This window comes from Candidatus Accumulibacter phosphatis, assembly GCF_000024165.1.
GTDB classification, from domain to species: Bacteria; Pseudomonadota; Gammaproteobacteria; order Burkholderiales; family Rhodocyclaceae; genus Accumulibacter; species Accumulibacter phosphatis.
Map to the genome: position 1 here is coordinate 3316480 of NC_013194.1, position 19971 is coordinate 3336450.

Consider the following 19971-nt stretch of genomic DNA (forward strand, 5'->3'; position numbering starts at 1 on the left):
CCCGAAATTCAGCCGATGTTGCTCTTGGCGCACATCATGTCGGCTTCGGCTACGGTCTCGCCATCGACCGAGGCGACCGTCGCGAACTTCCAGATATTGCGAAACTGGCGCTGGATCCGGACATGCAGGTGCAACTGATCGCCTGCAGTCACCGTCTTCTTGAAGCGTGCCTTGTCGATTCCGACGAAGTAGAACAGCGAAGTGGGGTCAGGCTTTTCGCCAAGCGTCCTGAACGCGAGGATCCCGCAAGCCTGTGCCAGCGCCTCCATGATCAACACGCCCGGCATCACCGGGTGATGCGGGAAATGTCCGACGAAGAAGGGCTCGTTGATCGTCACATTCTTGTAGGCATGGATGGCCTTCCCCGGCTCGCAATCGACTACCCTGTCTACCAGGAGGAAGGGGTAGCGATGGGGCAGATGCTCCAGGACTTCGTGGATATCCATTGCGTTCAAGCTGTTGTCTCCATACGTTCGAGTTTCTTGTCGGGTTCGGCAACGCGCCCTGCCAGCTTCGTCTGGCGATCGGCCCGTTCCGACTGACACCGGTACCGGCCACGACATGCGAGTCGGCGCCTCAAGGCAATTGGCCGGCGACGACCGCTACACCACAACCGGTGAGTCGGTATCGTGACACATGCGATCCGGGGGATCTGGCGACGGCTTACTTAGCGTCCTTGGAGTCGGAAAGCGCTTTGACGACCTTGTCGGTGATGTCCAATCTCGGGCTGACCCAGACGACATCCTGAACGATCAGATCGTACTTCTCGCTCTCGGCGAGTTGCTTGATCGCTTTGTTGGCCTTCTCGATGATCGCCGCGTTCTCTTCGTTCTGGCGCAGATTCAGGTCCTCGCGAAACTCGCGCTGCTTGCGCTGAAACTCCCGCGACAACTCGGCGAGGTCCTTCTCCTTGGCGCGGCGATCCGCCTCGGCCATCGTCAGGCCACTTTTCTCGAGCGTTTCCTGCAAACCCTGAACCTGCTTGGCGAGACGCTGCAAATCCTGGTCGCGTTTGGCGAATTCCTGCTCTATCTTCTTGGCAGCGCGTACGGCCGCCGGCGCATCGCGAAACAGACGTTGGGTGTTGACGTACCCGATCTTCAGTGGTTCTACCGCCGACGCGTAAGACAGCTGCAGCGAGCCTATCAACGCCACCAGCAGCGCGGCAATCGTCTTCTTCAAGCTAATTCTCCTGAATCAAAAGGTGGTACCCAACTGGAACTGAAACTTCTGAAGTTTATCATTACTTTGCTCGTTGAGCGGCTGACCGTAGCTGAACTTCAATGGTCCCAGCGGCGAAATCCAGGCCGCCGCCAGGCCTGCCGAGTAGCGCAAGCCTTCCTTGGAGTAGGTATACGACGGCACGGCGTTGTTGTCGGTGAAGACGTTGCCGGCGTCGAAGAACGGGCCGATACGAAACGCCTTGTCCATCCCGGGAATCGGCATCAGGATTTCGGCATTGAACACGGCCTTGCGCGTACCGCCGAGTCGCGTATCCGGATTCGTGATCTCCACCGGGCCGAGACTGGCAGTGTCGTAACCACGCACCGAATTGACACCACCGGCGAAGAAGTTCTTGTAGAACGGCAAGGTCTGACCCTGCAAACCATTCGCATACCCGAACTCGGCATTGAGCATCAGAACCACGTCCTTGGCGAGCGAAAAGAACTGTTGATTCTGGTAGGTCAGTCGGTAAAACGTCAGATCCGCACCCGGGATCGCCCACTCCAGGCCTGCCCGCTGGATGCCGCCACTGGTCGTGTAGATCGAACTGTTCCGGGTATCCCTCGTCCACCCGACGGTGGCCGGCACGGTGATGTTCGAGTCGCCGTGCTCGGCCTGGAACTTGATGTACTGGACCGGTGTGACTCCCGGTGTGATCGGAGTGATGTCGATCGTCGTCTGATCGACCGCGAGTCCAACGCTGAGGGTGTCCTTCTCGTCAATCGGGAAACCAAAGCGGATTCCACCGCCCGTTGAGTGTGACTGGAACGCGTAGCCGAGCGAGGTCGGATTGAGCTTGCGGTCGTAGAGGTCGAAGCCCTGGCTGATGCCGTCAACGGTGAAATAGGGGTTGGTATAGTTGATCCCGAGGGTACGGTTCAACTTGCCCGTATTGACCTGCAGGGACAGAAACTTGCCGCTGCCGAAGATGTTGGACTGCGAAATGGAGCCCGAAAGGATGACTTTCTCCGCACTCGAGTAGCCGGCACCAATCGAGATGTTACCGGTCGATTTTTCGGTCACGTTGACATTGACATCGACCAGATCGATGGTTCCAGGAACCGGCGGGGTCTCCACGTTCACCTCGGCAAAGTAGCCGGTGCGGTCGATCCGCTCGCGTGAAGCCGAGACGCGCTCGGCGTCGTACCAGGCGCCTTCCATCTGGCGCATCTCCTGACGAATGACTTCGTCACGCGTCTTGGTGTTGCCGGTGATGTTGACCCGCCGAACGTAAGCTCGCTTGCCAGGATCGACGAAGATCGTGAAGGCCACCTGACGCTTTTCCTTGTCGAGTTCCGGGGCGGCATTGACGTTGGCGAACGCGTAACCCTGGGCACCCAGCTTGTCGGCGATGGCCTTCGTGCTCTCGTTGAGCTTCTCGCGCGAGAAAACGTCGCCCGCCTTGATCTTGACAGCCTTCCTGAACTCCTCCTCGGACAGAATCAGTTCACCTGCCAGCTTCACCGACGAAACCATGAAGCGTTCGCCCTCGTTGATACTGACCGTGATGTAGATGTCCTTCTTGTCGGGGCTGATCGACACCTGCGTCGATTCGACACTGAACTCGAGATAGCCGCGATCCAGGTAGTACGAGCGCAGCGTTTCCAGGTCGGCCGAGAGCTTCTGCTTCGAATACTGGTCACTCTTGGTATACCAGCTGATCCAGTTGGGCGTGCGAAGCTGCATCACGCCAACCAGTTCCTTTTCCTTGAATGCCTGCGCGCCGACGATATTGATCTGCTTGATCCGCGCCGCCTCGCCTTCGTCGATGTTGAAGTTGATCGCCACACGGTTACGATCGAGCGGCGTGATCGTCGTGGTAATCGCCACCGCGTACCGTCCGCGCGCCAGATACTGGCGCTTCAACTCCTGCTCCGCCTTCTCGAGCGTAGCGCGGTCGAAGGTGCGCGACGCCGCGATGCCCACTTCCTTGAGCCCCTTGAGCAACTGGTCCTTGTCGAACTCCTTGAGGCCGACAAAGTCGATCTGTGCTATCGCCGGACGTTCCTCGAGCACGACGATCAGCACGCTGCCGTCGACTTCGATCCGGACATCCTTGAAGAAACCGGTGGCAAAGAGCGCCTTGATGGCCTGTGCCGCCTTCTCGTCAGTCATCGTCTCGCCGACCTTGACCGGAAGGTAACTGAAAACCGTGCCGGCCTCGACGCGTTGAATACCTTCGACGCGGATGTCCTTGACGGTGAACGGCTCCATGGCCGTCGCGCCACAGGCAAAAAGGGTGGCCAGCAGACCTGCGAGCAGGTTTTTCTTCATATCCTCAGCCGGAAAACAATCGATTGATGTCGTTGTAGAAGGCAAACGCCATGAGCATGAGCAGGAGAGCCAGGCCGATCTGCTGGCCAATTTCCATCGCCTTTTCGGAAACCGGGCCGCGCTTGATGATTTCGGCCAGATAATACAACAAATGCCCCCCATCCAGAATCGGGATCGGCAGCAGATTGAGAACACCCAGGCTGATGCTGACCAGGGCGAGAAACTTGAGGTAGTAGTCGATCCCCAGCCTTGCCGACTGGCCGGCGTAGTCGGCAATGGTCACCGGCCCGCTGATGTTCCGCCACGAGACTTCGCCGGTGATCATCTTGCCGATCATCAGCAGCGTGAACGTCGACTTGTCCCAGGTTTCCGCGACCGCCTTGCCCAGGGCCGAAAACGGCCCATAGCTGACGGTAACCACCAGCTCCGCCCGCGACAACCCGCCGTCACTGACCGCCGCACCGATTCGGCCGATCTCTCGACCGCGCTCGTCCACAGCCATTGGCGTCACCGTCGTCAGAATCCGCTCGCCGCCACGCAGAACGTCCAGGACAAGGGCCTTCCCGGGCGATTGACGGACGCTGTGTACGACATCGGCCCAACTGCCGATAGGCTGATCGTCAATGGCCAGAATCTCGTCCCCGGGCTGCAGATCGGCAGCGGCCGCGGCGCTGTTCGCGTTCACCTTGCCCAGAATGGGGGGCAAGCGTGGCCGGAACAGGGCAAGTCCGAGCCGGTCCAGCGCATCGCCCTCCCACCCGGCGAGCCGGACCGACGACACATCAAGGCGGCGGATTGCTATCTCGTGGTGTGGGTTGACCACCTCGAGGTCAACCTCGTCGCGCTCCGCGGCCCGCTGCAGCACAACCCAGCGCATCTCCTGCCAGGTCTGAACCGCCTCGCCAGCCACCTTGAGCACCAGCTCGCCATTCTCCAGCCCCGCGGCGGCGGCAGGACTCGCCGCGACCGGCACGCCGAGAATGGGCTTGAACTCCTCGGTACCGTGCCAGAACAGCCCCCAGTAGACGACGATGGCCAGCAGGAAATTGGCCAGCGGTCCGGCTGCGACGATCGCCATCCGGCGCTGGACTGGCTGCCGGTTGAAGCTGCGAGCCAAGTCGCTCGCCGGTACCTCGCCCTCACGCTCGTCGAGCATCTTGACGTAACCGCCTAGCGGAAAAGCGCCGATCGCCCACTCGGTGTCATCCTTGCCGAACCGCTTGGCCCAGAGCGGCCGGCCAAAGCCGACCGAAAAGCGCAAGACCTTGACGCCCACCCAACGCGCGGCCAGATAGTGACCGAACTCGTGGACGACAACCAGAACCCCCAGCACGACGGCAAATGCGGCGAGGTAATAGAGAAAATTGCTCACTGCCGCGCCACCTGCACAAGCCACTGCTCGGCGGCCTCGCGGGCCAGCCGGTCTGCCGTCAGGACCTCGGACAACGAGCCGAGCGCCTTGCCCGCCGGCAGGCCGTCCATGACGCCGGCAATGACGCGGGGAATCGCCGGGAAGCCGATTCTGCCGTCGAGAAAAGCCTGTACGGCAACTTCGTTGGCGGCATTCAGCGTCGTCGGTGCGCTGCCACCGTCACGCAGCGCCCGATACGCCAAAGCCAGGCACGGAAGGCGGCCGAGGTCCGGCCGTTCGAAATGCAGTGACCCGATCGTGCACAGATCCAGAGGCGCGACCCCGGCGGCAATCCGCCGCGGATAGGCGAGAGCATGCGCAATCGGCGTACGCATGTCCGGGTTGCCGAGTTCGGCGATCACCGAGCCATCGGCGTACTGAACGAGCGAGTGAATGACGCTCTCCGGGTGGATGACCACCTGAATTCGCTCGGCGGGAATGTTGAACAGCCAGTGTGCCTCGATGACTTCGAGCCCCTTGTTCATCATGGTCGACGAATCGACCGAGATTTTTCGGCCCATGACCCAGTTGGGGTGGGCGCAGGCCTGTTCGGGGGTGACCGACTCGAGATCGGCCGGCGCCATGGTGCGAAACGGACCGCCAGAGGCGGTGAGAAACAAGCCAAGCACGCCGCTTTCGGCCGGATCCCCGGAGTAGCCGCTTGGCAGCGATTGAAAGATGGCGTTGTGTTCGCTGTCGATCGGCAACAGCGTCGCCCCATTCTCGCGCACGGCGCGCATGAAAACCGAGCCGGCCATGACCAGCGCTTCCTTGTTCGCCAGCAGAATCTTCTTGCCGGCCACGGCAGCAGCCAGAGTGGGCGGCAAGCCCGCCGCGCCGACGATCGCCGCCATCACCGAATCGACCTCCGGTAGTTGTGCCATACGCACCAGCGCCTCGGCGCCGTGCGTCACCTCGGTCGGGCATCCGGCGCCCGCCAAGCGCGCGGCGAGATCGGCAGCCAAGCGGGCGTCGCCGACGACGGCATGCTGCGGCTGGAACTCGACGCACTGCTCGAAGAGGCGATCCACCTGTCGATGCGCGCAGAGAGCGACGACGCGATAACGATGCCGGTGCCGGCGAACGACATCGAGCGTACTGACTCCGATCGAGCCGGTGGACCCCAGGATGGTGAGTTGCTGCACAGCCGCGGGGCAAGACATCAGCGTAGCGTCAGCAGCCAGACCAGAGCCACCAGCGGCAGCGTCGATGTCAGACTGTCGATGCGGTCAAGGACGCCACCATGCCCCGGCAACACGTTGCTGCTGTCCTTGAGCCCCGCTTGACGCTTGAGCAGCGACTCAAACAGATCGCCGAGGATGCTGATCGCTGTCAGCACGACAAGAATCACCAGCAGCAACACAAGGTTGCCGGACAACGCCGCAGGCAGCTTCGACGACAGGAAAAATCCGTAGATCAGGACCATCACACCGCCGCCGACGGCGCCCTCCCAGGTCTTGCCGGGGCTGATGGCGGGGGCCAGTTTGTGCTTGCCGAGGCTGCGGCCGGCGAAATAGGCGCCAATGTCGGCCAGCCAGACGACGGTCATGATGGCCAGCAAGGCCAGCGGACCGGCCTGCCGGAGTTGCACCAACGCCAGCCAGGCCGGCAGGATCAGCACGACGCCGGTCGCCAGGCCGAGAGCAGGGTTGGACAGGGGCCAGCGGCGGTTGAGCCAGAGCGGCACCACGACCAGCCAGAAACCAGCAGCTGGCAGGTACAGCCAGGCACCAAGATGCCATGCCTCCTCCACGAAACCCTCGGCAAGACCAAGGGCGGCCGGCTGCACGGCAGCAAGGACTCCGCAAACCGCGGCGAGCAGCGCGCCGAGCAGAATCCGCGTCGGCGCTCCCAGTTGCATCAACGCGCCCCACTCCCACGCGGCGACGGCAGCCACCGCCGTGACGAACATCAACCAGCCGATCGGGGGGAGGAAAAAGAGCGCGCAGAAGAAGGCGGCAAACAGAACGGCCGCGGTGATCACCCGCGTCCTAAGCATCTAGGCGCGTGCCGGTCGGTGGTGACGCCACTGGCGAAGTCGCCGTCACCTGTTCGCTGGTCCGCCCGAAACGCCGTTCGCGTTGCTGATACGACTGCAAGGCCGCATCAAAAGCTTTCGAGTCGAACTCGGGCCACAGGACGTCGGTGAAGTAGATCTCTGAATAGGCGAGCTGCCAAAGCAGGAAGTTGCTGATCCGCTGCTCCCCGCCGGTGCGGATGAAGAGATCCGGCTCAGGCGCATAGTGCATCGCCAAGTGCGGGGCGAGATCGCTCTCGGTCAGCTCGCCACGCCTTTCCGGTTCGCTGGTCAACAGGCGGTTTACCGCCTGCAGGATGTCCCAGCGTCCACCGTAGTTCGCTGCAACCGTCAGGACCAATCGCGTGTTGGTAGCCGTCCGTTGCTCGGACACGTCGATAAGTGCCCGCAGGTCAGGCTCGAAACGTGACAGATCGCCAATGACCCGCAGGCGAACGCCGTTACGATCGAGCTTGGTGACTTCTTCCCTGAGAGCGCGCACGAAGAGTTGCATGAGCAGGGAAACCTCTTCTTCGGGGCGACGCCAGTTCTCCGAACTGAACGCAAACAGCGTCAGGTACTCGATGCCTCGCTCCAGACAGGCCCGGACTGTTGCCCGCACGGTTTCGACACCACGGCGATGTCCGGCAAAGCGCGGCAACAAGCGTTTCCTGGCCCAGCGTCCGTTACCGTCCATGATGATCGCGACGTGCCGCGGCACCACCGATGTCGCGGGAATATCGCGAGTTGAACTGGCAAAGCGCGCCATGGTGATATCTCTTCGGACGGCGGCTAGATGGCCATCAACTCGGTTTCCTTGTGGCTGAGCTGCTTGTCGATTTCCACTACGTAGCGGTCAGTGAGCTTCTGGATTTCGTCCTGGGCGCGATGCTCTTCATCCTCCGAACACGCCTTGTTCTTCAACATTTCCTTGAGCGTCGCGTTGGCATCCCGCCGGAGATTGCGCACCGCCACCTTGGCGCCTTCGGCTTCCGCTCTTACCACCTTGATCAGATCGCGGCGCCTCGCCTCGGTCAGGGGTGGCATCGGCACACGAATCAACTCCCCCTGTGAAGCAGGGTTGAGGCCCAGATCACAGTCACGAATGGCCTTCTCGACCTTCCCTGCCATTCCCTTTTCCCAGGGTTGAACGCCAAGGGTGCGGGCATCGATCAGGGTCACGTTGGCCACCGTATTGATGGGTACCAGCGACCCGTAGTACTCGACCTGCACATGGTCGAGCAGACCCGTGTGAGCGCGACCCGTTCGCACTTTCGCCAAATCCGTCCTGAGGGCCTCAAGGGACTTTTCCATTTTCCGCTCAGTGGTCTTCTTCAAATCTGCTAGGGACATGTCGATCTCCGTCAGCAAGACACCAGAGTGCCTTCATTCTCGCCCATCGTGACCCGCTTCAACGCGCCCTGCTTGAAGATGGAGAAGACGTTGATTGGCAACTTCTGATCACGACACAGGGCAAAGGCAGTGGCGTCCATTATCGCCAGGTTCTGGGCGATCACCTCGTCGAAGGTGATCCGGTCGTAGCGCACGGCATGCGGATCCTTCTTGGGATCGGCGGAGTAGATACCGTCGACCTTGGTCGCCTTGAGAACGATTTCAGCACCGATCTCGGCACCGCGCAAGGCGGCGGCCGTATCGGTCGTAAAGAACGGGTTGCCGGTGCCGGCAGCAAAGATGACCGTCCGCCCCTGCTCCAGGTAGCGGATGGCTTTGCCGCGTATGTACGGCTCGACGACCTGTTCGATGTTGAGGGCCGACTGCACGCGAGAAACCATTCCGGCAGCCCGCATTGCATCATGCAACGCCAGCCCGTTCATCACCGTCGCCAGCATGCCGATGTAGTCGGCCTGCGCGCGATCCATGCCGGTCGCGGCAGGCGCAACACCCCGAAAGATGTTGCCGCCGCCAATGACGACGCCAACCTGGACACCCATATCGACAACCACCTTGATCTCGTCGACGATTCCCGAGATGGTCTGCCGGTTGATTCCGTAGGCGTCGCCCCCCATCAGGGCTTCACCGGAGAGCTTGAGCAGAATGCGTTTGTATCGGGGTGCGTTCGCGCACATCGGCGTCGGGCTCCTTGGCTTGGGCGTGGGACAGTTCTCGATCTCGGTTGTCGCTCGTTGACTACTTCTGCGCTGCAGCCGCCGCCTGCGCAGCCACCTCGGCGGCGAAGTCGTTCGACCGCTTCGCGATGCCTTCGCCAACGACGAAGAGCGTGAAACCGGCTACTGACGCCGCTTTGCTCTTGAGCAACTGGGCAATGGTCTGCTTGCCGTCTTCCGCCTTGACGAAGACCTGACCAAGCAGCGTCACTTCGTTGAGGAACTTCTGTACCGAGCCTTCGACGATCTTCTCGATCATTGCCTCCGGCTTGCCGGCTTCCCTGGCCTTCTCCGTGGCAACGCGGCGTTCGCTGTCGATCAGTTCGGCGGCCACACCCGAGGCATCCAGCGCCTTTGGCTTGGTCGCCGCAACATGCATGGCAAGATCGCGTCCCAGTTGATCATCGCCGCCAGAGCAATCGACCACGACACCAATCTTGGCGCCACCGTGAACATAGGCAGCAAGCTTGCCAGTGGCCTGCATGCGGACAAAGCGGCGAATTGCCAGATTCTCGCCGATCTTGCCGACGAGCGCGGTACGCGTCGATTCGACCGTCCCACCCGCCATCGGCAAGGCGGCCAGCGCCGTGACGTCGACGGGGTCATGGGCAGCGACCAGCGCAGCGCAATCGCTGGCCAGCTTCAGGAAGTCATCGTTCTTGGCGACGAAATCCGTTTCGCAATTGATTTCAACGATCGCGCCAACTTTGCCGTCGTTCGCCATATGTACGGCGACGACCCCTTCCGCCGTGATTCGACTCGCTGCCTTGCTGGCCTTGGAACCCAGCTTGACGCGCAGAATCTCCTCGGCCTTGCCGATATCGCCAGCTGACTCGGTCAGTGCGCGCTTGCACTCCATCATCGGCGCGTCGGTTCTCTCGCGCAGCTCTTTCACCATGCTTGCGGTAATTTCCGCCATTTCATTCTCCACTTGCGGGCGCGGTCGGCCGTGCCGGCCGCGCCTCTCCAAACACGTTCAAGACAACCGGCCGGTACGTGCTGCCGCAACCTCCAGCCCGGGCTGCCGGCGATCAATCGTCGGCAGCTTCCTCGATGAACTCGTCGCCCGACACCGCGTCGAGGATCTCCTCGACGAACTGGCTGCGACCTTCAAGCACCGCATCGGCTACGCCCCGGGCGTAGAGCCGGATCGCTCGCGACGAGTCGTCGTTGCCGGGGATGACGTAGTCGACACCCTTAGGCGAATGGTTGGTATCGACCACGGCGACGACCGGAATTCCCAACTTGTTGGCTTCCGTGATGGCTATCTTGTGGTAGCCGACGTCGATCACGAACAGCGCGTCAGGCAGCGAGACCATATCCTTGATGCCACCGATCGACTTCTGCATCTTGTCGAGTTCGCGCGTCATCATCAGCGCTTCCTTCTTGCCGAGACGAGCCAGGGAGCCGTCGTCGGACATCGCTTCCATGTCCTTGATGCGCTTGATCGACTGCTTGATCGTCTTGAAGTTCGTCAGCATGCCGCCGAGCCAACGCTGTTCGACGTACGGGGAAGCGCAACGGGTAGCCTCTTCAGCCATGATTTCCCGTGCCTGCCGCTTGGTTGAGACGAAGAGGATGCTGCCCTTGTTGGCAGACAGCCGGCGAACGAAGGTCATCGCCTCGTTGTACTTGGCAAGGGTCTGCTCAAGGTTGACGATGTGAATCTTGTTGCGGGCGCCAAAAATATAGGGCGCCATCTTGGGGTTCCAGAAGCGTGTCTGGTGGCCGAAATGCACCCCGGCCTCGAGCATCTGACGCATGGTTGTAGACATTTTCACTCTCACTATCAGGGTTGGACCACCATCCGCCCACCTACAGCCGGCCGTCATGGCCGACACCCTTGAACAGGCGGATGTGCGTATTTGGGCGAGCCTCCTCGGCGTACCCGGCGCGCCAGATGGAGGCGCGCTTTCATTTATCGCTGGCGCAGACCAGCAAAAGTCGGCGATAGTACCATCAAGAGCCGCGCCATTTCAATTCGCGGCGAATTGCCGAGCTCGTCTGCACCTGTCGCGGGGAGGCGACCGACCACCGGTCAAATTGCCTAAGCGGTGCGCTTCCATTATCCTTGCTGGTCCTCACCCGGCGCCGAGCGCAATCCATGAGCATCTCCATCAAGACCCCTCACGAAATCGAGAAAATGCGTGTCGCTGGCCGCCTCACGGCCGAGGTGCTCGACTACATCGCGCCTCACGTGACATCTGGAATCACCACCGGTGAGCTGGACCGTCTTTGCCACGAATACATCGTTGGTATCCAGGGCTGCATTCCGGCACCGCTGAACTACGCGCCGCCAGGCTACAAGCCCTACCCGAAGTCGATCTGCGCCTCCGTGAACCACCAGGTCTGCCATGGCGTACCCGGTGACCGGCAGCTCAAGAACGGGGACATCGTCAATCTCGATGTGACGGTCATCAGCGACGGCTACCACGGCGACAGCAGCCGCATGTTTCAGGTCGGCGACACCTCGGTGCAGGCTCGACGACTCTGCGAAGTGACTTTCGAGTGCCTCTGGCTCGGCATCGCGCAGGTCAGGGCCGGAGCGCATCTCGGCGACGTCGGTCACGCCATTCAGCAGCATGCGGAGAAGTCCGGCTACTCGGTGGTCCGCGAGTTCTGCGGCCACGGCATCGGCGCAAGCTTCCACGAAGAACCACAGGTGCTTCATTATGGCCGTCCCAACACCGGTATCCGTCTGGAAGCCGGCATGATCTTCACCATCGAGCCAATGATCAATGCCGGCAAGGCGGCGATCCGAACCATGGCCGACGGCTGGACGATCGTCACCAAGGATCACAGCCTCTCGGCGCAATGGGAACACACGATTCTGGTCACCGAGTCCGGCCATGAAGTGCTCACCGTCTCGGAGGGCAGCCGCCGTCAACCAGACTGGATCGGGTAGTCGCGCATGGCTTCGGTTGCCGTCGTTAGTGAACCACTGGTCGGCCGCTGCCGATCACGCCTGCGGGACGCCCAGAAGAGCATCCGCGAGCGCTTTCTGGCCGAGGGCGATGCACCGTGCCTGTTGCACGAACGCTGCCAACTGATCGACGCGGTCCTCGGCGACCTGTGGCGCGAACTGGACTTGCCGACGTCATTGGCGCTGGTCGCTGTCGGCGGTTATGGGCGCGGCGAACTCTATCCGGCATCGGACGTGGACCTGATGCTGCTGCTGCCCGGCCCGCCTGACGAGGCACTGACAGCGCAGCTCGAGGCGGTCGTCACCGTCTTCTACGACATCGGACTGGAGGTCGCGCCGAGCGTGCGCACGATCGACGAGTGTTCGCAGGCAGCAAGCGGTGATCTGACTGTTCAAACCGCGCTGCTCGAAGCCCGCCTGCTCGCTGGAAACGCCAGGCTGTTCGAGGATCTTTCGGCGGAACTGGCCCGAATCCTCGACCCGCACGCCTTCTTCGAAGCGAAGAAGAAAGAGCAGGAGGAGCGCTACCTGCGCTATTACGGCTCGCCGTACAGCCTGGAGCCCAATTGCAAGGAGGCTCCCGGCGGCCTGCGCGACCTGCAGACAATCCTCTGGATCGCCCGTGCAGCAGGCTATGGGGAAACCTGGCAAGCGCTGGCGCAGCACGGATTCATCACCCGGGAGGAGGAACAGCAACTCCAGCGCAGCGTGAGTTTCCTGCAGCAGTTGCGAACCCGCCTGCACATTCATGTCGGCAGGCGTGAGGATCGCCTCCTCTTTGACTACCAGAGTGCGCTTGCCGAGCAGTGGGGCTACAAGGCGACGGCAACCCGGCGGGCCAGCGAACTGTTGATGCAGCAGTATTACCGCACGGCCAAGGAAGTCACGCAGATCAACACGATCCTGCTGCTGAACATCGGCGCCGCCATCTCGCCGCTGCCCGACCAGCCGCCGCAAGCCATCAATGAACACTTCCAGAATACGCACGACCTGCTGGATGTCGTCGACGAAGGGGTTTTCGCGAGAGAGCCCGGGGTCATCCTGGAGGCTTTTCTCGTCATGCAACAGCATCCCGAGTTGCAGGGGATGACGGCACGCACCCTGCGCGCGCTGTGGCACGCACGCACCCTGATCGATGATGGTTTCCGCCGTGACCCCGACAATCGTGCCCGCTTCCTGCAAATCCTCCAGCAACCGCGTGGCGTGCTGCATGAACTCCAGCGTATGAACCAGTTCGGCGTTCTTGGCCGCTATCTACCCAAGTTCGGCAAGATCGTCGGCCAGATGCAGCACGACCTGTTTCATGTCTATACGGTCGACCAGCATACTCTGCAGGTCCTGCGTAACCTGCGTCGTTTTCTCGCCGACGAGTTCACCCACGAGTACCCGCTGTGCAGCGAACTGATCAGAGACTTTCCCCGCGCCTGGGTCCTCTACGTCGCCGCCCTTTTCCACGACATTGCCAAGGGACGAGGCGGTGATCATTCGGAACTCGGTGCCATCGACGCCGCCGCGTTCTGTGCCGATCATGGCCTCGACGCGGAGGACAGCGAACTGGTCGTTTGGCTCGTCCAGCGGCATCTGCTGATGTCGATGGTCGCGCAGAAGCAGGACTTTGCCGACCCCGACGTCCTCGGTGGCTTTGCCACGATGGCCAAGGACGAGCGGCACCTGACCGCGCTCTATCTGTTCACGGTCGCCGACATTCGTGGCACCAGCCCGAAGGTCTGGAACACCTGGAAAGGACAGCTCCTCGAGCAGCTTTTCCGGAGCACGTGCCGAACATTGCTCGCCGGCGGTCACGTACCGGTGCGCCAGGGACTGATCGAGGAGCGGCAGCAGGAAGCGCTGCGCCTGCTGCGCTATTTCGCCCTCCCCGAGGCAGTGCATCAGCGCTTGTGGAAGCAACTCGATACCGTCTACTTCCTGCGCCATTCCGCGGAGGAAATCGCCTGGCATACGCGCGCGCTGCACTATCGGCCCGGCGTCGAGAAGCCGGTGGTCAAGGCGCGCGTCAACCCGCAGGGCGAAGGGCTCGAGGTGATGATCTACACCCGCGACCAGCGCGACCTGTTCGCACGCGTGGTGGGGTTTTTCGGTCGTGCCGGCTACACCATCGTCGATGCCAAGATCCACACCACGCGGCATGGCTACGCGCTGGACAGCTTCATGCTTCTCGACCTCAGCGACCGCGACAGTGACCGCGCCATGATCACCTACATCGAGCACGAGCTGAGCACCCGCCTCAGTCGCCAGAGCCCACCCGAGGCGCCGGCCAGCGGACGCATCTCGCGCCAGGTCAAGCACTTCCCGATTCAGCCCGTAGTCACCATCGAACCTGACGAGAAGGGCTCGCACTACGTGCTGTCGGTCAACGCTGCCGATCGCCCCGGTCTCCTCTACACGATCGCCATGACGCTGGCAGCGCACGGTGCCAATCTGCATACGGCCAAGATCTCGACGCTTGGCGAACGGGTCGAGGACACCTTCCTGATCAGCGGCGGCGACCTCGGTCAGGCCGCCAGCCGCATCAGACTGGAGACCGAACTGTTGGATCGCTTGAGCTTGAAGCTCTGACGCTGTCGTCGCACGGTGCGCGGATCATGACCGGCCGCGCGTGGCGAGCGGCACCAGAGCGGGAGGCAGCGACGCCTCGAACCGACCGCAAGCTGGGTGTCGGCTTTTTTTACACCGAAGCACCCGCCACGCCACCCTGAATCGGGGCGGCGCCGACAACTCATTGCTTTAGCGAGCTGTTTTGTTCTTCCATGTTTCTGGTATAGAATTTGCTATTAGAGTGGGAAAGCGTGATTTGGCGAACGGTTTATTGCTGGCAGTCGTTTCAGTTCTGCGATTGGAGCGTGACGTAGTCCGCATACGAGCCGCGATGTCGGCGCTAGGATACGTCGGTTGGGTCTGCGCTTGATCTTGCCGGCGATAATAGGAGCCTGCGAAGACAGCACTGAAACGAACCGGTTGGCACCTCGGATCAGCCCAGGCTGGCGAGAAGTGCGATGGTCGTTACCGAAAATTACAGGGCACGCACGTTGGTTTTGCAAAGCGAAAACCGGGGTCGAAACTTTTTGGGAGCAGTACGATGAAGAGCACGGAATCAATTGACGAGACGGCGGCCTCGACCGGTCGATCGCTCGCCGACGGTGACGCCGTCAGCCCGAGCCAGACGTCGCTCATGGACCAGCGGCGTCGGCGCTTGGTTCGCGGCGCAATGGCCGTCGCGCCACTGGTGCTGACCTTGCGCAGCGGGGCGCTAGCGGCCGCCTCATGCACGGGGGTGAAAATTGCCAGCGTGAGAGTATCAACCGGCGCGGGTTCCGAACGTAGAGGAGAAATCATGAACCCGCCGACGCCTCTGGCAAATAAGGATGTCTGCGTCGCACCGGGCGTGCTAGTACAGTGCCCGGCTCCCAGTGTGGAAAAGGTGTTGACTTCCTCGCCTATCAACGCGACGAACTCCGAGGAAATCCTTTTTCGGGACGTCGCCGGTACTGACTATTGGACGTGCGGAGACCGCCAATTCCAGGGTCAGAACGTAGCCATCCTGAGTTCGGCGTCCGTCGCCTCAATGGGTGTGGCTCCCTAACGGCAGCGGTGCCCCAAGCTGGCGCACGTTTGCTCTGAAGCGACTCACACTTGATGAGCGACTCCGGTGAAGGGGCTGAAATCCTCATCTCGACCCCAGCCGCTGGCTCGCTTCGCTGGCAGCAGTGGGACGAGGTCTACCTCGTTTATCAAGCTTCATCGGCGGAAACGCACGTCTTCAACGATACCACCGCCCTCATCCTGAGATGCCTCGAACACGGCCCGCAATCACTGACGGCTGTCAGGAGCTGGACCGAAACCGCGCTTGGCGTCGAGCAGGGGCAGTTGGCTACTGATCACTTCGCCTTCGCCGTTGGGCGGCTCGAAGAACTGGGTCTCGTTGACTCCCTGGAACAAGCCCTGGCCACTCAATGATCGTCGGTGACCTGAGTCGCCGGGAACTCGGAAGTCGCCTGGCCGGTACTGGGCTAGGTCTTCGCTTTGGCCCGTTCAACCTGACGATTCGCTCCGACCTCACGTCGTTCGCCTCCCTCGCCCGTTCCCTTTACGCGCCCTACCCGCTGCCCGAAGCGGGGGAAATGACCGACTTCCACGTCGGGATAAGGCGCCCACGGGGAATGCGCCGCTGGCTTCGCCGCCAGGCCAGCTTCACGATTGACGGACAATCTCCCTTCGCACCCTATACCGTAGAGCATGCCTTCCCGGCCCTGGAGTGGGGAATCAACTGGTGCGTGGCGACGCGTGCGCATCATCTGCTGATGCTCCATTCGGCGGGCGTGGAGCGCAATGGGCGAGCGATCCTCTTCCCCGCCTCGCCTGGCGATGGCAAATCGACCCTGTGTACCGCCTTGATCCACTCGGGCTGGCGCCTCATGTCCGATGAATTCGGCCTCGTGCGCCCGGAGGACGGGATGTTGCTGCCCCTGCCGCGGCTGATCCCGCTGAAGAACGAGTCGATCGACGTGATCAGACGGTTCAGGCCGGAAGCCATCATCGGCCCGGCCTTCCTCGAGACGCGCAAGGGCACGGTCGCGCATGTACGGCCACCGTTGGAGAGCATCCGCAGGATGCACGAACCGGCCCGACCACGCTGGTTCGTTTTCCCGCGCTGGATCGCCAATGCCCCGCTGACCTTGGAACCGATGGCGAAAAGCCAGGCGTTCCTGATGGTCGCGACCAATGCGTTCAACTACGAGGTGCTCGATGAAACGGCCTTTCGGCTCGTCGCCGACCTGGTGGGCAGTTGCGATTGTTACTCGCTGAGCTATTCCGACCTCGACGAGGCGGTCGCCGCGCTCGACGAGCTTTCCCGCGCCACCGATGTCTGAAGTTGTCGACCCCACACGGCGCGCGCACAGGCTGCTGCTGGGAGCCCTGAAGGCGCCCGAACAGTTGCCCGCCCTGCCGCCGGCCGACTGGGAGCTGCTCCTGCGCGTCGCCCGGCGCGTCAGGTTGCTCGGCCGACTGGAGTCTGAGCTCTCCCGCTTGGGCCTGCTCGGCAGCATCCCGACGCGCGCCGCGGCGCATCTGCGGGCCGCCCGCAACGTCATCGAACATCGGAAGACGCTGGTGTCCTGGGAGGTGAACCGGATCCTCTGGGCGCTCAAGGGTATCGAGGTACCGCTGATCCTGCTCAAAGGCACAGGCTATCTCCTGGCAGGGCTGCCGCCGGCACGCGGACGCATCTTCGCCGATGTCGATCTGCTGGTGCCGGAGGAGCGGATCGGCGAGGTCGAGGAAAGGCTCGTCGAGCGCGGCTGGTTCAAGACTCAGATCGACCCCTACGACGACCGTTACTACCGTGTCTGGATGCACGAGATTCCGCCTCTCCGCCATCGCGAGCGCGGCACCGAGATCGACATCCACCATCGACTCCTGCCCAAGACCAGCCACCTCAGTTCCGATCCCGCACCGCTGTTCGCCGCCTCCCGGCCGCTCGCCGACCCGCGCCTGCGGGTTCTCGCGCCCGTCGACATGGTGCTCCACTCGCTGGTGCATTTGTTCCTTGAGGGCGATCCTGACGAAGGCCTGCGCCTGCGCGACCTCGTCGATGTCCATGACCTGCTCGGACACAACGGTCAACAACCCGGCTTCTGGACGGAACTGGCGCAACGCGCGCGCGCGCTGGGTTTCGCGCGGCCGCTTTTCTACGGGCTGCGCCACGCCCGGCGACTCCTGGGGACGCCAGTTCCCGCCGAGGTCCTGCAGCTACTCGAGGACGCGGGCCCCATCTGGCCGATCCGCGTGCTCATGGATCAACTGATCCCGCTGGCGTTGCTGCCCGGGCACCCCGATCATCCCTCCCGACGCGCCGCCTGCAGCCGCTGGCTTCTCTACGTGCGTGCGCACTGGCTACGGATGCCGCCAGGCCTGTTGGCCCGCCACCTGTCGCACAAGGCATGGCTGCGCTTTCGCGGTGCCCGCAAACGCATCGATCTGGCCCAACTCGACCTCAAGCAGCAGTAGCCGAGAGGACCGCCCGGCAGCCGCGGGATACGTACCATACGTACCGGCCGGCATCGGCGAAGCATTTGCCACCGGCTGCCAGACGCGAATCCCGGACTATGGCCGACCTTTCGCGGCACTGGAGAGTGGCAAGGCCACGCGAAAACCGAGTAACTGGCTGCGATAGCTGGGCGAATTGCCGTTGCGGGTGGCTGCCCGCACCGAGGCCGGACCGCTCCAGCCGCCGCCGCGATAGACACGGCGTGCGCAATCGTCGTCGCTGCGTGCCGAGCCGTCGACCGGGGCGCCGATATAGTTGACCGTCAGGCAGTCCTCGACCCACTCCCAAACGTTCCCGAGCATGTCGTACAGGCCGAAAGCGTTGGGCTTGAAGCGGCCGACCGGTGCGGTCTCGACGTAGCCGTCGCGGCATTCATGAGCTTCCCACTCGAAACGGCGGGTTTGCTGGCTGTCGGCGTCGTGCACGTTGGCGTAGTCGCAGGCGAGACCGGGATCGTCGCCCCAGAAGCGTGAGGTCCGCGTGCCGGCGCGCGCGGCGTACTCCCACTCGGACTCGGAAAGCAGCCGGTAGGGCTTGCCGGTCTTCTTTGCCAGCCAGGCGACATAGGCCCTGGCGTCCAGCCAGCTCACGCAGACCGCCGGGTGCTCGTCGGTCTGCGCGAAGTCGGGGTCTCGCCAACTGCGGCCGGGCTGATTGACCCACTCCGGGCCGACCCAGATGTAGCACGAGCTTTCGCTCCGATGACCACTGTCCCTGACGAAGACCGCATACTGTCCGCGCGTCACTTCATGACGGCCGACGGCAAGCGGGCGCGGGATCGTCACCAGGTGGCGCGGCCGCTCGGCGTCGCCGCTGCCGGTCTCGCGCATCGACGCGCCCATCTGGAAGCCTCCTTCGGGAACCACGACCATCTCGGGGCATTCGGGACAATCGCGAAAGAGCTTGCTCGTACCGGCATCGCGATCCACTCCCATGTGCTCGGGCGACTTCGGCGCCACCAGGCGACGCAAGCGCGCGTCGGCGAGAGACGCGAACTGGCCGCGCGGGTATTTCTCCAGGTAGGCACGAAAGTCGTCCGGGTTGTCGCTGGCCCGGATGCTGTCCCAGAAACTCAACTCGAAACTCGCCACTTCGCCAAGCCCCGCAGCCGGAGGGCCGACTGCCGCCACGGCGCCCCCGGCGAAATAGAAATCGCCCTCGAGGCTGCCTTCCATCCAGGGCTCCTGCTGACCGCCGGAATCCCGCTTCACGCCTTTCACAAGGTGCTTCAGCGTCTGCTCGATCGGCTGGCTGGGAACCTCCATCTGGTTGAGCAGATGCTGCGTGTAGACGCCATGCTCGCCGTCGCCGTCGGCCGCGACGCTTCCGGGTCGGGTCGCGAACGAGATCAGCGTACCGGACGGCGCCTCGACGCGCGCCAGGCCGCCGGCCGCCGAACGAAAGCGGCGGGTAAAGGGGTTGTTGCGGCAGGCGTCGAGGAAGATCAGGTTGAGCCGGGTCTTGCTCTCTTCCATGATCTCGAGGACCTGACTGACGTTGAGGCTGTTCAGCGGCACGTCCTCCTCGCCGGCGATATCGGCATCGATCGTCGGCAGGTAGTTGATGCCTTTCAGTTGCATGCCGTGACCGGCGTAGAAGAAGAGCGCGACGCTCCCTGGCTGCAGGCGGCTGCGGAACTCGCGCAGCATCGGGGCGATCTGGCGCGTCCGCAGGTCTTCGCGGACGACCACCTCGAAGCCAAGCTTCTCCAGCTTGGCGGCGACGGCGCGCGCATCGTTGCCGGGATTGCGCAAAGGCGAAGCGCGATACGCCGAGTTGCCGACCACCAGGGCAATCCGCTTCTCGTCGGCGAGCAAGGGCCGGCCGACGACCAGCAGCAGGCCGGCGATCAGCGCCACGACCAGACGCAAGACGGGGAGAGAGTTCATCAGGACGGATGTTATTATGAAATTCGCCCGGCGACATCAC

General features: G+C 62.7%; 18 protein-coding genes. 6 read left to right on the forward strand and 12 right to left on the reverse strand.

The window, feature by feature from the left end:
* Window positions 1–8 precede the first annotated feature (8 nt).
* From fabZ to rpsB, 11 genes are all read right to left on the reverse strand, one after another.
* Window positions 9–446 (reverse strand): 3-hydroxyacyl-ACP dehydratase FabZ, encoded by a 438-nt coding sequence (fabZ, locus tag CAP2UW1_RS14270; RefSeq protein ID WP_015767325.1) that lies wholly within the window; start codon window positions 444–446, stop codon window positions 9–11.
* 217 nt (window positions 447–663) lie between these two features.
* Window positions 664–1182, reverse strand: coding sequence for an OmpH family outer membrane protein (locus CAP2UW1_RS14275; RefSeq protein ID WP_015767326.1), 519 nt, complete (start codon window positions 1180–1182; stop codon window positions 664–666).
* Window positions 1183–1197: 15 nt separating this feature from the next.
* Window positions 1198–3498, reverse strand: coding sequence for an outer membrane protein assembly factor BamA (gene bamA / locus CAP2UW1_RS14280; protein WP_015767327.1), 2301 nt, complete (start codon window positions 3496–3498; stop codon window positions 1198–1200).
* 4 nt (window positions 3499–3502) lie between these two features.
* Window positions 3503–4870: an RIP metalloprotease RseP gene (gene rseP, locus CAP2UW1_RS14285; protein ID WP_041567855.1), complete on the reverse strand. Its 1368-nt coding sequence runs from the start codon at window positions 4868–4870 to the stop codon at window positions 3503–3505.
* Window positions 4867–6072, reverse strand: coding sequence for a 1-deoxy-D-xylulose-5-phosphate reductoisomerase (gene ispC, locus CAP2UW1_RS14290; protein WP_015767329.1), 1206 nt, complete (start codon window positions 6070–6072; stop codon window positions 4867–4869). The genes rseP and ispC overlap by 4 nt, the downstream gene beginning before the upstream one ends.
* Entirely contained in the window at window positions 6072–6908 is an 837-nt protein-coding gene (locus CAP2UW1_RS14295; protein ID WP_041567856.1) for a phosphatidate cytidylyltransferase, read from the reverse strand. The genes ispC and CAP2UW1_RS14295 overlap by 1 nt, the downstream gene beginning before the upstream one ends.
* The gene (uppS, locus tag CAP2UW1_RS14300) at window positions 6901–7695 is read right to left on the reverse strand and encodes a polyprenyl diphosphate synthase (RefSeq protein WP_015767331.1); all 795 of its coding nucleotides are present in this window, start codon (window positions 7693–7695) and stop codon (window positions 6901–6903) included. Before uppS ends, CAP2UW1_RS14295 begins: the two co-directional genes overlap by 8 nt.
* 23 nt (window positions 7696–7718) lie before the next feature.
* The gene (frr, locus tag CAP2UW1_RS14305) at window positions 7719–8279 is read right to left on the reverse strand and encodes a ribosome recycling factor (RefSeq protein ID WP_015767332.1); all 561 of its coding nucleotides are present in this window, start codon (window positions 8277–8279) and stop codon (window positions 7719–7721) included.
* An 11-nt stretch (window positions 8280–8290) separates the two neighbouring features.
* On the reverse strand, window positions 8291–9013 hold the full coding sequence (pyrH, locus tag CAP2UW1_RS14310) for a UMP kinase (RefSeq protein ID WP_015767333.1): 723 nt from the start codon (window positions 9011–9013) through the stop codon (window positions 8291–8293).
* 61 nt (window positions 9014–9074) lie between these two features.
* A complete protein-coding gene (gene tsf, locus CAP2UW1_RS14315) occupies window positions 9075–9971 on the reverse strand; it encodes a translation elongation factor Ts (protein ID WP_015767334.1) in 897 nt (298 codons plus the stop codon).
* A gap of 112 nt (window positions 9972–10083) precedes the next feature.
* Window positions 10084–10827, reverse strand: a complete 744-nt coding sequence (rpsB, locus tag CAP2UW1_RS14320) for a 30S ribosomal protein S2 (protein ID WP_015767335.1) — start codon at window positions 10825–10827, stop codon at window positions 10084–10086.
* Window positions 10828–11126: 299 nt separating this feature from the next.
* Between rpsB and map the strand changes: the two genes are divergently transcribed.
* From map to CAP2UW1_RS14350, 6 genes are all read left to right on the forward strand, one after another.
* A complete protein-coding gene (map, locus tag CAP2UW1_RS14325; RefSeq protein WP_291911502.1) occupies window positions 11127–11957 on the forward strand; it encodes a type I methionyl aminopeptidase in 831 nt (276 codons plus the stop codon).
* A gap of 6 nt (window positions 11958–11963) precedes the next feature.
* A complete protein-coding gene (locus CAP2UW1_RS14330) occupies window positions 11964–14552 on the forward strand; it encodes a [protein-PII] uridylyltransferase (RefSeq protein WP_015767337.1) in 2589 nt (862 codons plus the stop codon).
* A 520-nt stretch (window positions 14553–15072) separates the two neighbouring features.
* Window positions 15073–15576, forward strand: coding sequence for a hypothetical protein (locus CAP2UW1_RS14335; RefSeq protein ID WP_015767338.1), 504 nt, complete (start codon window positions 15073–15075; stop codon window positions 15574–15576).
* 53 nt (window positions 15577–15629) lie between these two features.
* The gene (locus tag CAP2UW1_RS14340) at window positions 15630–15950 is read left to right on the forward strand and encodes an HPr-rel-A system PqqD family peptide chaperone (protein ID WP_015767339.1); all 321 of its coding nucleotides are present in this window, start codon (window positions 15630–15632) and stop codon (window positions 15948–15950) included.
* On the forward strand, window positions 15947–16864 hold the full coding sequence (locus tag CAP2UW1_RS14345; protein ID WP_015767340.1) for an HprK-related kinase A: 918 nt from the start codon (window positions 15947–15949) through the stop codon (window positions 16862–16864). Before CAP2UW1_RS14340 ends, CAP2UW1_RS14345 begins: the two co-directional genes overlap by 4 nt.
* On the forward strand, window positions 16857–18002 hold the full coding sequence (locus CAP2UW1_RS14350; protein ID WP_015767341.1) for a nucleotidyltransferase domain-containing protein: 1146 nt from the start codon (window positions 16857–16859) through the stop codon (window positions 18000–18002). The genes CAP2UW1_RS14345 and CAP2UW1_RS14350 overlap by 8 nt, the downstream gene beginning before the upstream one ends.
* Window positions 18003–18098: 96 nt before the next feature.
* Here CAP2UW1_RS14350 and CAP2UW1_RS23920 read toward each other — a convergent pair whose 3' ends face one another.
* Window positions 18099–19931 (reverse strand): SUMF1/EgtB/PvdO family nonheme iron enzyme, encoded by a 1833-nt coding sequence (locus CAP2UW1_RS23920; RefSeq protein WP_015767342.1) that lies wholly within the window; start codon window positions 19929–19931, stop codon window positions 18099–18101.
* Window positions 19932–19971 lie beyond the last annotated feature (40 nt).